Source organism: Amycolatopsis iheyensis (assembly GCF_024703995.1).
Taxonomy (GTDB): Bacteria; Actinomycetota; Actinomycetes; order Mycobacteriales; family Pseudonocardiaceae; genus Amycolatopsis; species Amycolatopsis iheyensis.
Map to the genome: position 1 here is coordinate 389,508 of NZ_JAMXQV010000004.1, position 11,598 is coordinate 401,105.

An 11,598-nucleotide genomic window follows, 5' to 3' on the forward strand; every position below is an offset into this window, starting at 1 on the left:
TCCGGTTTCGGGCATGCTCCGGGGGTGGGCATCTGGGCGCAAAGCGGGTACGACGTCCGCCTCGACTGGGGCGGCGAAGGCGTGGCGGCACTCGGCCGGGAGTGCGCCGTCCTGGTCGTCGTCGACGTGCTTTCCTTCAGCACCACCACCGATCTCGTGGTCGGCCGCGGCGGCCGGGTGCTGCCGGTGCGATGGCGTGACGAACGCGGCGTCGCGCTCGCGCGGGCGGCCGGGGCCGTCGTCGCGGGTGAGAGCGAGTTCACGCTGCGGCCGTCGTCGGTGACCGAGATCCCGCCGGGGACGCTGCTCGCGCTCCCCTCGCCCAACGGCGCGACCCTGTGCGACGCCGCCGCGGCGACCGGCGCCCACGTCCTGGCCGGTTGCCTGCGCAACGCCTCCGCGATCGCCGCGAAGGCTCTCGAGCTGGGCGGGCCGGTCGGGCTCGTCGCCGCCGGGGAACGCTGGGGCGTGAACATCTTCGGCGAAGGCGGCGAGTTCGGGCCGCTGCGGCCGTGCGTCGAAGACCAGATGGGCGCCGGCGCGATCGCCGCCGCCCTGGCCGGGCACGGCCGGTCGTTGTCGCCCGAAGCCGCGCTCGCCGCCCGGTCGGTCGACGTCACGGCCTTGGCGGGCTGCGTGTCCGGGCGCGAGCTGACCGGTTCGGGGCACGAAGGCGACGTCACGCTGGCCGCGCGGCTCGACGTGAGCGATGCTGCCCCGATGATGCGTGAAGGAGTGCTGGCATGACCGGACGCTGGATCGAGGTCGCCGACGGCGTGCACGCGCGGCGCTACGTGGAGCTGGACCTGACCGTCGGGCTCGTCATCGGCGCCGAACGCTGCCTGGTCGTCGACACCCGAGGCGACCTCGACCAGGGCGCCGAGCTCGCCGCGGCGGTCCGCGAGCTGACGTCGTTGCCCTGGTCGGTGGTCTACACGCACGCCCACTTCGACCACGCCTGGGGCACCGAGCGGTTCCAGCCCTGCGCCGTCTGGGCGCACGAAGGCTGCCGCGCCGAGCTGGCCGAGTCCGCGGAGGACGACCGGGCCAAGTGGATCGCCTACTACCGCGAACAGGGCAAGGCGGACACCGCCGACGCCATCGCGCGCACCACGTTCGTGGTGCCCGACCACCTGTTCACCGACCGCGCCGAGCTCGACCTGGGCGGCCGGACCGCGGTCCTGCTGCACCCCGGCCGCGCGCACACCGACCACGACGCCGTCGTGCACGTGCCGGACGTCGACGTGCTCTTCGCCGGCGACGTCGTCGAGAACGCCGAACACGGCTTCAGCGCGTTCTCCTTCAGCGGTGATTCGGACCTGACCGCCTGGCCGGACACCTTCGACCGGCTCCTCGAGCTGCGGCCGCGGGTGGTCGTGCCGGGCCACGGCGACCCGGTCGACGCCGACTTCCTGCGCTACCACCGCCACGGCCTGCACGAGCTGATCGCGCTGAAGGCGGCGATGGGACGCGGCGAGACGACCGAGGCCGCCGCCGTGGCCGCGTCCCGCTACCCCGGCGACGTCACCTTGGCCGCCCTCGCCACCCCCTGAAGCGGCACTTTCCCTACGAAAGTGACGCTTCGGCGGGTCAGTCGAAGTTGAGCTCGCCCGTGCGGGTGCGCTTGAGCTCGAAGAAGTCCGGGTAGCTCGACAGCGCGACGGCGCCGTCGAACACCTTCACCGCGTCTTCGCCGCGCGGGATCGAGCTGAGCACCGGGCCGAAGAACGCGACGCCGTCGATGTGGATCGTCGGGGTGCCGACGTCCATGCCGACCGGGTCCATGCCCTCGTGGTGGCTCTTCTTCAGCGCCTCGTCGTACTCGGTGGAGTGCGCGGCCTCGTAGAGCTCGGCCGGCGCGCCGATCGCGGCCAGCGCTTCCTTGATGACCGCGTCGCGGTCTTCGTTGCCCTGGTTGTGGTACCGGGTGCCGAACTCGGTGTAGTAGTCGCGCAGCACCTCCTCGCCCTTGAGCTGCGAGAGCGCCACCGCCACGCGCACCGGGCCCCAGGCCGTGGCCAGCAGCTCCTTGTACCGCTCGGGCAGGTGGTCACGCCCTTCGTTCAGCACCGAAAGGCTCATGATCCGGAACCGCAGGTCCAGGTTGCGCTGCTTCTCCACCTCGAGGATCCAGCGCGAGCTGATCCAGGCGAAGGGGCAGATCGGGTCGAAGTAGAAATCCACCTTCGTGGGCTGCTCGGCAGCGGTCATCAGGCACTCCTGTGCGAAGTCAGGTCCGGTCCGGGGGCGGGCGGCGCCCCACACTGCGCGCCAACGCCCGGGGGCGCGGGCTTGTTCCCTTATCGCCGGGCACCCCGTCCCCATGATTGGATGCGGGGAGTTGAAAACCGATACCAACGACCAGAGGTGCCTGTGCCCGCCCCCAACCTGACCCGCGACCAAGCCAAGCTGCGCGCGGATCTGCTCGACGTCACCGGCTACGACATCGAGCTCGATCTGACCGACGGCCACGGTGGCCCCGGGGAGAAGACCTTCGCGTCGACGACGACCGTCCGGTTCTCCAGCGCCAAGGCCGGCGAGCGGACCTGGGTCGACATCGTCGCCGACCGCGTGCACTCGGCCACCCTGAACGGCGAGGACGTCGACGTCAGCGCGTACGTCGAAGACAGGGGCATCGAGCTCGACGGCCTCGCCGAGGCGAACGAGCTCACCGTGACCGCCGACTGCCGGTACATGAACACCGGCGAGGGCCTGCACCGGTTCGTCGACCCGGTCGACGACAGCGTCTACCTGTACACCCAGTTCGAGACCGCGGACGCCAAGCGGATGTTCGCCTGCTTCGACCAGCCCGACCTCAAGTCCGTCTACCGGCTCACCGTGATCACGCCGAAGGACTGGAAGGTCGTCTCCAACACGATGGCCGAGTCCACCGAGGAGACGCCCGAAGGCGCCGTCCGCACGGTGTTCAAGGAGTCCGAGCGGCTCTCGACCTACCTGGTCGCGCTGATCGCCGGGCCGTACGCCGAGTGGCGTGACGAGTACACCGACGAGCACAAGACCATTCCGCTCGGCCTCTACTGCCGCGCGTCGCTGGCCGAGCACATGGACGCCGAGCGCCTCTTCACCGAAACCAAGCAGGGCTTCGGCTTCTACCACGAGAACTTCGGCACGCCCTACCCGTTCTCCAAGTACGACCAGCTGTTCGTGCCCGAGTTCAACGCGGGCGCGATGGAGAACGCCGGCGCGGTGACGTTCCTGGAGGACTACGTCTTCCGCAGCCGCGTCACCCGCTACGCCTACGAGCGGCGCGCCGAGACGCTGCTGCACGAGATGGCGCACATGTGGTTCGGCGACCTGGTCACCATGCGCTGGTGGGACGACCTGTGGCTGAACGAGTCGTTCGCGACCTTCGCGAGCGTCCTGGCCCAGGCCGAGGCCACCGAGTACAAGAACGCGTGGACCAGCTTCGCGAACATCGAGAAGTCGTGGGCCTACCGGCAGGACCAGCTGCCCTCGACGCACCCGATCGCGGCCGACATCGTCGACCTGCACGCGGTCGAGGTGAACTTCGACGGCATCACCTACGCCAAGGGCGCGAGCGTGCTCAAGCAGCTCGTCGCCTACGTCGGGCTGGAGCACTTCCTCGACGGCCTGAAGGTGTACTTCGGCAAGCACGCCTGGGGCAACGCCACGCTGGCCGACCTGCTGGGCGCGCTGGAAGAGGCGTCCGGGCGCGACCTGTCGTGGTGGAGCGCGCAGTGGCTGGAGACGACCGGGCTCAACTCGCTGAGCCCGCGCTACGAGGTCGGCGCGGACGGGACGTTCGCCTCGTTCGCCGTCGTGCAGTCCGGGGCCAAGCCGGGCGCCGGTGAGCTGCGCACGCACCGCGTCGCCGTCGGGATCTACGACGAGGACGGCTCCGGCAAGATCGTCCGGACCCAGCGCGTCGAGCTGGACGTCGACGGCGAGCGCACCGAGGTGCCCGACCTGGTCGGCCGGCCCGCGGGCAAGCTCGTGCTGGTCAACGACGACGACCTGACCTACTGCACGATGCGCCTCGACCCGGCGTCGCTGACGACGCTGATCGACCGCGTGGCCGACATCACCGAGCCGCTGCCGCGCACGCTGTGCTGGTCGGCGGCGTGGGAGATGACGCGCGAGGCCGAGCTGAAGGCTCGCGACTTCGTCACGCTGGTGCAGCGCGGCATCCACACCGAGAGCGAGGTCGGCGTCGTCCAGCGGCTGCTGCTGCAGGCCCAGACCGCGCTGAACTCCTACGCCGAGCAGGAGTGGGCGGCCGCGCGCGGCTGGCCGGCGTTCACCGCCCGGCTGCTGGAGCTGGCCCGCGGCGCCGAGGCGGGTTCCGACCACCAGCTGGCGTTCGTCAACTCCCTCTCCGGGTCGGTGCTGGACGCGGCGACGTTGTCGGTGCTGGCCGGCTGGCTCGACGGATCGGCGCCGCTGCCGGGGCTCTCGGTCGACACGGACCTGCGCTGGCGCCTGCTCCACGCGCTGGTGGCGCACGGCAAGGCGGACACGGCGGAGATCGACGCCGAGCTGGCCCGCGACAACACCGCGACGGGCCGCCGCCAGGCGGAGCGCGCCCGCGCGTTGCGCCCGACGGCGGAGGCCAAGGCGGACGCGTGGCAGCGCGCGGTGTACGACGACGAGCTGCCGAACGCGGTGTCCGACTCGCTCATCTCGGGCTTCTCGCACCCGGGCCAGAAGGCGCTGCTCGGGTCGTACGTCGAGAAGTACTTCGAGGTGATCGACGAGGTGTGGGCGCGCCGGTCCAGTGAGCGCGCGCAGCCGATCGCGATCGGGCTGTACCCGTCGTGGGCGGTGGGCCCGGAGACGGTGACGGCGTCGGACGGGTGGCTGGCCGGCGAGCACTCCCAGGCGTTGCGGCGGCTGGTTTCGGAGGGGCGCGCCGGGATCGTGCGGGCCCTCGCCGCGCGGGACTTCGACGCGCAGGCCTGAGCCAAGCGCCCCAATGTGGCGTTCGGTGCGTTGGACGCAACCAACGCCACATTGGGGCGCTTCAGACCGGCGCCGGATGTGAAAGGGCCCCGCACCTCGTCGAGGTGCGGGGCCCTTCGCGTGTCTGTGTCAGCGGGGCGCGGGGCCCGCCTGGTCGGACAGCATGCGCAGCGCGTTCACCAGGCCGTTGACCAGCCCGCGGACGAGGTCGCCCTCCTTGAAGGACGCCACCATGCTCGCCACCGCCAGCTTGGCGCCGCGGTCCGGGAGGCGGACGTACGCCGCCTTGCCCGTGACGATCTCGATCAGGCGCTCGCCAGGGGACACCGCCACCAGGACCGCGTTCGCCGGGTTCGACGTCGTCGCGTGCAGCTTCTCCGCCGCCGCCCGGCTGTCCGTGCCCAGCTCGCCCAGGTACAAGCTGAAGTCCAGGCCGGTCTCGCGGCTCGCGAACGTCAGCGCCTCGTCCAGGCGCGCCAGCTGGCGGGTCGTGAACGGGCTCGTCGGCGCTTCGGGCTCGTACATCTTGGCCGCCGACCGGCGGCCGCTGCTCGTGATGACCTCGCCGTAGGCCAGCTCGGACTCATCGACCGGCTTCGTCAGCTCACCAGTTGCCACGAGCGCCTCCCGACGCGGTCGGGGCGCCCTCGGGCGCGCTGTTCTCGGCGCCGGCGTGCCGGTGCCCCTCGCCGACCCCTTCGGGGTTGGCGCTCCACCACATGGCCGGGTAGTCCCAGGCCTGGCCGGACCGGTACCGCGGGGCGCCGGCGGTCCTGCGCCGGAGCGTCAGCAGCCCGGCGAGACCGTAGATGGCCAGCGGGATCACGGCGAAGACCACGATCGTCTCGACAACGTTCACGCCGCTGAGGGTATCGGATGACCTCCGCGGCCACCGCGCGCGGCGCACTCGACCGTTCGTCGTAAGCCGAGTGCCGTCCGCCGCTTGGCTCGCGGCCACTGGAACGTTGGGGCGAAGACCGTCGGGCCGAAAGGTTGCAACTCAACGTACAGGCGGCCGCACCCGCCGCTGTCGTCTTGTCGTTGCCTTGAAATCCTCGTAGCTTTTTCACCTGTACGGGCCTTGCGCCCCGCTCCCCAGCCCCAGCAGGTAACGCACCGGTCCCAGGAGGCCCCGCCATGAACAGCGTCGACACCCCCGCACAGGCGATCACCGAGACCATCTCGTCACCCAGCGACATCGAATTCGTGCCCGGAACACGTGTGACGATGGGCACAAGGGTTACCCGGGGTACACGCGTCACTCGCGGTACACGCGTGACGGCGGGCACCCGCGTCACCCGCGGCACCCGGGTGACGATGGGCACGCGGGTCACCCGCGGAACCCGGGTCACCAGGGGCACGCGAGTCACGATGGGCACGCGGGTCACGCGCGGCACGCGGGTCACCATGGGCACCCGGGTCACCCGGGGCACGCGCGTCACGTTCCAGAGCGACTACGCGCTGGCTGCCTGACCGTCGTACTCCAGGGCCGCGCTACCTGAACACGCGCAAGCACCCGGCTCGCCCCGGCCGCCGCAAGGCAGCCGGGGCGCCGGCATGTCCGGGGCCGGTCGGGTGCTGGGGAGCGGTGTGGGGCCGGTGCGTGGAGCCGGGGTGAGTTGCCTGGGTGCTGACGTGTGCGGGCGTGCTTGAGCGCAGGGGGCAGCGCGGGCAAAGCGGAGCCAGGCCGGCCGCGGGGCAGCCGGGCACCACCAGCCGGCCAGCACGAGCCGGACCATCGCCGCGGAGCATCACCGCCGCCCGGCGCCGACAAGTCCGGACCTGGACGCAGCCCTCAGGCAAAGCCGAATCAAGCTCCCGCCAGCCCGGCCGCAGGCCAGGCGGGCGCCACCAGCCGCCCAGCGCGAGCCGAAGCTCCGCCACCCGGCCACCACAAGGCAGCCCGGCGCCACCAGCCGGCCAGCGCCGCACCAGGCCCAAGAGCCCGCCGACGCAGCTAAGCGGCCGAGCCCAGGTAAGGCCGCCAGAGCGGGTCGGCTTCCTTGGAGTGCGCCAGCAGCCGCCAGTGCGGGCCGTGCGGGGCTCGGGGGACCACCCGCAGCTTCCAGCCGATCTCCGCGAGCATCCGGTCCGCTTTGCGGTGGTTGCACTTGGCGCAGCAGGCGACGCAGTTGGTCCAGCTGTGGGGCCCGCCCCGGCTGCGCGGGACGACGTGGTCGATCGTTTCCGCCCGCCCTCCGCAGTAGGCGCAGCGGTACCGGTCGCGGTGCATCAGCCCGGCTCGGGTGAGCGGCACCTTGGCCCGGTAGGGCACCCGCACGTACGTGCTGAGCCGGATCACCGAGGGCACGGGCAGCGACACCGTCGCGGCGTGCAGCTCGATGCCGCCGGGATCGCCGTGCACCACTTCGGCCTTGCCACACATCACCAGCACGACCGCGCGGCGCAACGGCAGCGCGGTCAGCGGCTCGAACGTGGCGTTGAGCAGGAGCACCCGGCGCCGGCCCCAGGCCGGGGCTGCCGGGTCCCGGCCTCTACTACGCTGACCGGGCGGGCGGGTAACTCCCCCTGGGCGGTTCCCCGGCCCGGCCGGGACGGCTCCGCCGGATGCGGAACCCCCCGGAAAGGCGCGCAGGACCACCTCTGGCGTCTCATCGGCCGTGGCTTGGCCGGAGACGCCGCGGGGGCTGGGTTGTCGGTCTGGCACTCGACCACCTCCAGGGGCGTAGGCATAGTCGACCACAGAACAGGCCCCCAGCGCACGTGTGTTACATGACGTGTCACATCCGCGCGACCCAACATCCACTCGAAGTTGGCGAAACCGACCGGATCGGAAGGATGATCGAACCCCGTGCTCCCCTCGCTCACCGACACCCCGTGCATCAGGGACGCCAGCACCTGGTGTGCGCAGGTCTACAACGTCACGAAGAACGAGTGGTTGGCCGGCTCGGCGAACTGGCTGCTCACCAAGCCGCTCAAGATCCTGATGATCATCGTGATCGCGTTCGTGATCCGGCTGCTGGTCAAGCGGCTGATCAACCGCGTCACGACGCTCCCCAGAGGCAGCGGCAAGCTCCCGGCGCTGCTGCGCCCCCTGCGTGAACGCGCCCCCGAGGTGCTCGGCTCGGCCGTGATCGAACGCCGCCGCCAGCGCGCGCAGACCATCGGCTCGGTGCTCAAGTCGATGTCGACGTTCCTGATCTACGGCCTGGCGTTCATCCTCGTGCTGGGCGAACTGGGCATCAACCTGGGCCCGATCATCGCTTCGGCCGGCATCATCGGCGTCGCGATCGGGTTCGGCGCGCAGAACCTCGTCAAGGACTTCCTGTCCGGCATCTTCATGATGGTCGAGGACCAGTACGGCGTCGGCGACATCGTCGACATCGGCGAGGCGACCGGCACCGTCGAGGCCGTCGGCCTGCGGATCACCACGCTGCGCGACCTCAAGGGCACCGTCTGGTACGTCCGCAACGGCGAGGTGCTGCGCGTCGGCAACTCGAGCCAGGGCTTCGCGGTCGCGGTCGTCGACGTCCCCCTCGGCTACACCGCCGACGTCGAGCGCGCGACCACCGTCCTCGGCGAAGCGGCCGCCACCGCGACCGAGAGCGAGACGCTCAAGGCGAACGTCCTGGAGCCGCCCGAGATGCTCGGTGTGGAAAGCGTCACCCCCGAGGGCATCCAGCTGCGCCTGACCGTCAAGGTGCGCCCGGGCAAGCAGTGGGCGGTCCAGCGCGCGCTGCGGGCGCAGCTGCTCGCGGCGCTGGAAGAGGCCGGTTTCGACCCGCCGCTGGGGCGGCTGTTCCCCACTTCGACCGTGACGGTCGAGAAGTGACCGGGGCGCGGCCCGGGACGTGAGACCGCTCACGGACCGGGCCGCGTCGTTACGCTGGGGAACGGGTCGGCGACCTTCGGCGCAGAGACGGGACCGGGCGTCGGGAACCCGCACCGGAAGGGCAAAATGGAAGGCGTGTCTGCAGTGAGCGAACCGGCGAACCTCTACGAAGCGGTCGGCGGCGAACCGACGTTCCGCCGCATCGTCGGCCGGTTCTACGAAGAGGTCGCGCGCGACGAGATCCTCCGCCCGCTCTACCCGGAGGAGGACCTCGGCCCGGCCGAAGAGCGCTTCCGGCTGTTCCTCATGCAGTACTGGGGCGGCCCGCACACCTACTCCGACCAGCGCGGGCACCCGCGGCTGCGGATGCGGCACGCGCCGTTCAAGATCGGGCCGATCGAGCGCGACGCCTGGCTGCGCTGCATCCGGATCGCCGTCGACGAGGAGAACCTGGAAGAGCCGTACCGCGGTCAGCTCTGGGCGTACCTGGAGATGGCGGCGCACAGCATGATGAACAGCTTCGTATGAGACAGGACGCCTGGTGGCAGGACGCCGTCTTCTACCAGGTCTACGTGCGCTCGTTCGCCGATTCGGACGGTGACGGCGTCGGAGACCTGGAGGGCATCCACTCCAGGCTCGGTTACCTCGAGCTGCTGGGCGTGGACGCGCTGTGGCTGACGCCGTTCTACAAGTCCCCGATGGCCGACCACGGCTACGACATCGCCGACCCGCGCGACGTCGACCCGATGTTCGGCACCCTCGGCGACTTCGACGTCCTGCTGACCGAGGCGCACAAGCGCAACATCAAGGTCACCGTCGACGTCGTCCCGAACCACACCAGCAACCAGCACGCCTGGTTCAAGTCGGCGATGGCGGCCACGCCGGGCAGCCCCGAGCGCGACCGCTACATCTTCCGCGACGGCGTCGGCCCGAAGGGCGAGGACCCGCCGAACAACTGGGTCAGCGCGTTCGGCGGCCCGGCCTGGACCCGCGTGCCGGACGGGCAGTGGTACCTGCACCTGTTCGCCCCGCAGCAGCCGGACCTGAACTGGACCAACCCCGAGGTCGCCGCGGACCTGGAGCGCACGCTGCGGTTCTGGCTCGAACGCGGGGTCGACGGCTTCCGCATCGACGTCGCGCACGGCATGGCCAAGCCACCCGGCCTGCCGGACATGGACCCGCGCGCCGACGCGCTCGGGCCGAGCCACTACTACGACCCGCGCTGGGACCACGACGGCGTCCACGAGATCCACCAGATGATCCGCAAGGTGCTCGACGAGTTCCCGGACGCGATGGCCGTCGGCGAGATCTGGGTGACCGACGAGGAACGCCTCTCGCGGTACCTGCGGCCCGACGAGCTGCACCTGGCGTTCAACTTCCGGCTGGTGCTGACCCACTTCGACGCCGACGCGATGCGCACGGCCATCGAGCGGTCCCTGGCCGTGCCGGCGCGCACCGGGGCGCCGGCGACGTGGACGCTGGGCAACCACGACGTCTGGCGGCAGGTCAGCCGCTACGGCGGCGGGGCCGTCGGCGTGCGGCGGGCGCGGGCGATGGCGCTGGTCGAGCTGGCGCTGCCCGGCGCGGTGTACCTGTACAACGGCGAAGAGCTGGGCCTGGCCAACGTGGACATCCCGGTCGCGGAGATGGCCGACCCGCGCGCGAAGACGAGCGGCGCCGAGTTCGGCCGGGACGTTTCGCGGGTGCCGCTGCCGTGGGAGGGCGACCTGCCGCCGTTCGGGTTCTCGCGCAACCCGCGCACGTGGCTGCCGATGCCGGCCGAGTGGGCCGGGTCGACGGTGGAGAAGCAGATCGAGGACGAGGACTCGACGCTTTCCCTGTACCGCCAGGCGATCGAGCTGCGCAAGACGCACGACGCGTTCGGCGGCGACGAGCTGGAGTGGTACGGCGCGCCGGCGGGCTGCTTCGCGTTCCGGCGCAAGGGCGGCGGGCTCGTGTGCGCGTTGAACACCTCCGCCTCGCCGATCGCGTTGCCGCCGGGTGAGGTGCTGTTGTCCAGCAGCCCGCTGGTCGACGGGAAGCTGCCGGCGGACGCGGCCGCCTGGCTGGTTTAGCTCGGCACCCAGCGGCCGGGCCGGACGACTTCGGCCGCCTCGGGTACGGCCCCGCGCGCGATCTGGTTGACGCGCTGGTGCGAAAGCCCGACCAGGTCGGCGATCGCGCGTTGCGGGAGCTGGCCGTTGAGCGTGGCGATCAGGCGGGCGCGGACCCCTTCCCGCCACCGCGCCACCTCTTCGGCGATCCGGTCCGCCTCCTGGTACTGCCGGACGAGGTCGGTCGCGTCCGCGTCGTCGAACTCGTAGCGCCACCGGAGGTAGAACCGCTCGGATGGGAGGCCGGTCAGGTTCGCGACGATCTTGCGCATGCCGGCGTCGACGTCGCCGAACTCCTTGAACGCACCGGTGACGCCGTCGAGGTCGTCGACGACCGCGGCGGTCCAGACGCCGGCTTCACGGGTCACGGTCACGGTGAACGCCGGGAACTTGATCAACTGGCTCACCTTCCGGGAAGGCGCGGACTGTAACCAATCGATCACGCGACTGTCAACCGCTCTGGTCACCCGAGCCGTCGTCGAACGCGCCACTGGCCAGCCAGGCCACGAGCGCCGCGGCCTGGAGGTAGGGCGCGGCTTGGGCGGCCGCCCGGCCCGCCGCTCGCGCGCGGCCCCACCTCTCAGGACGCTCGGCGCGCTCCGGCGCCTGCTCCCCCGGCGGACGCTCACGCCGCCACGGCGTCTCCTCGGCGCGCACGCCATCGAGGAACTCCGCGGTGGGATCGTCTTCCGGGGGCATGACTCCAGGGTGCCACCGCTCCGGGGGAACGGTGGCACCCGTAAGGAATCC

Annotated in this window: 13 protein-coding genes; 7 read left to right on the forward strand and 6 right to left on the reverse strand. The window is 71.3% G+C overall.

What is annotated here, in order from left to right; all coding sequences use genetic code 11:
- Positions 1 to 24: 24 nt before the first annotated feature.
- Positions 25 to 747, forward strand: coding sequence for a 2-phosphosulfolactate phosphatase (locus M8542_RS11600; protein WP_257920077.1), 723 nt, complete (start codon positions 25 to 27; stop codon positions 745 to 747).
- A complete protein-coding gene (locus M8542_RS11605; protein ID WP_257920078.1) occupies positions 744 to 1,553 on the forward strand; it encodes an MBL fold metallo-hydrolase in 810 nt (269 codons plus the stop codon). The genes M8542_RS11600 and M8542_RS11605 overlap by 4 nt, the downstream gene beginning before the upstream one ends.
- A 37-nt stretch (positions 1,554 to 1,590) precedes the next feature.
- On the opposite strand, the gene M8542_RS11610 is transcribed toward M8542_RS11605, so the two are convergent.
- Positions 1,591 to 2,211 (reverse strand): mycothiol-dependent nitroreductase Rv2466c family protein, encoded by a 621-nt coding sequence (locus M8542_RS11610; protein WP_257920079.1) that lies wholly within the window; start codon positions 2,209 to 2,211, stop codon positions 1,591 to 1,593.
- Between the two features lie 162 nt (positions 2,212 to 2,373).
- On the opposite strand from M8542_RS11610, the gene pepN reads away from it, so the two are divergent.
- On the forward strand, positions 2,374 to 4,941 hold the full coding sequence (gene pepN / locus M8542_RS11615; protein ID WP_257920193.1) for an aminopeptidase N: 2,568 nt from the start codon (positions 2,374 to 2,376) through the stop codon (positions 4,939 to 4,941).
- 129 nt (positions 4,942 to 5,070) lie between these two features.
- On the opposite strand, the gene M8542_RS11620 is transcribed toward pepN, so the two are convergent.
- Positions 5,071 to 5,559, reverse strand: a complete 489-nt coding sequence (locus M8542_RS11620) for a DUF5130 family protein (protein WP_257920080.1) — start codon at positions 5,557 to 5,559, stop codon at positions 5,071 to 5,073.
- Positions 5,546 to 5,800, reverse strand: a complete 255-nt coding sequence (ctaJ, locus tag M8542_RS11625; protein ID WP_257920081.1) for an aa3-type cytochrome oxidase subunit CtaJ — start codon at positions 5,798 to 5,800, stop codon at positions 5,546 to 5,548. The genes M8542_RS11620 and ctaJ overlap by 14 nt, the downstream gene beginning before the upstream one ends.
- Positions 5,801 to 6,216: 416 nt before the next feature.
- Between ctaJ and M8542_RS11630 the strand changes: the two genes are divergently transcribed.
- Entirely contained in the window at positions 6,217 to 6,414 is a 198-nt protein-coding gene (locus tag M8542_RS11630) for a hypothetical protein (protein ID WP_257920082.1), read from the forward strand.
- Between the two features lie 484 nt (positions 6,415 to 6,898).
- Here the strand turns inward: M8542_RS11630 and M8542_RS11635 are convergent, their stop codons facing one another.
- Positions 6,899 to 7,396, reverse strand: a complete 498-nt coding sequence (locus M8542_RS11635; RefSeq protein ID WP_308210256.1) for an HNH endonuclease — start codon at positions 7,394 to 7,396, stop codon at positions 6,899 to 6,901.
- Between the two features lie 357 nt (positions 7,397 to 7,753).
- On the opposite strand from M8542_RS11635, the gene M8542_RS11640 reads away from it, so the two are divergent.
- The 3 genes from M8542_RS11640 to M8542_RS11650 all read left to right on the forward strand — a co-directional run bounded on the left by M8542_RS11640 (position 7,754) and on the right by M8542_RS11650 (position 10,809).
- Complete coding sequence (locus M8542_RS11640) at positions 7,754 to 8,734, forward strand: mechanosensitive ion channel family protein (RefSeq protein WP_257920084.1); 981 nt, start codon at positions 7,754 to 7,756, stop codon at positions 8,732 to 8,734.
- A 144-nt stretch (positions 8,735 to 8,878) separates the two neighbouring features.
- Positions 8,879 to 9,262, forward strand: coding sequence for a globin (locus tag M8542_RS11645; RefSeq protein WP_247025035.1), 384 nt, complete (start codon positions 8,879 to 8,881; stop codon positions 9,260 to 9,262).
- The gene (locus M8542_RS11650; protein WP_257920086.1) at positions 9,259 to 10,809 is read left to right on the forward strand and encodes a glycoside hydrolase family 13 protein; all 1,551 of its coding nucleotides are present in this window, start codon (positions 9,259 to 9,261) and stop codon (positions 10,807 to 10,809) included. Before M8542_RS11645 ends, M8542_RS11650 begins: the two co-directional genes overlap by 4 nt.
- Here the strand turns inward: M8542_RS11650 and M8542_RS11655 are convergent.
- Positions 10,806 to 11,246 carry a hypothetical protein gene (locus M8542_RS11655; protein ID WP_257920087.1) on the reverse strand — a complete coding sequence of 147 codons (441 nt, stop codon included), beginning with the start codon at positions 11,244 to 11,246 and terminating at the stop codon, positions 10,806 to 10,808. The two genes, M8542_RS11650 and M8542_RS11655, sit on opposite strands and share 4 nt — an antisense overlap.
- Before the next feature lie 52 nt (positions 11,247 to 11,298).
- The gene (locus M8542_RS11660; RefSeq protein ID WP_257920088.1) at positions 11,299 to 11,547 is read right to left on the reverse strand and encodes a hypothetical protein; all 249 of its coding nucleotides are present in this window, start codon (positions 11,545 to 11,547) and stop codon (positions 11,299 to 11,301) included.
- Between the last annotated feature and the right edge of the window lie 51 nt (positions 11,548 to 11,598).

Coding starts and splice junctions, on each gene's coding strand:
- M8542_RS11650 (WP_257920086.1), top strand. CDS start 9,259: ATGAGACAGGACGCCTGGTGGCAGGACGCCGTCTTCTACCAGGTCTAC.
- M8542_RS11660 (WP_257920088.1), bottom strand. CDS start 11,547: ATGCCCCCGGAAGACGATCCCACCGCGGAGTTCCTCGATGGCGTGCGC.
- M8542_RS11605 (WP_257920078.1), top strand. CDS start 744: ATGACCGGACGCTGGATCGAGGTCGCCGACGGCGTGCACGCGCGGCGC.
- M8542_RS11610 (WP_257920079.1), bottom strand. CDS start 2,211: ATGACCGCTGCCGAGCAGCCCACGAAGGTGGATTTCTACTTCGACCCG.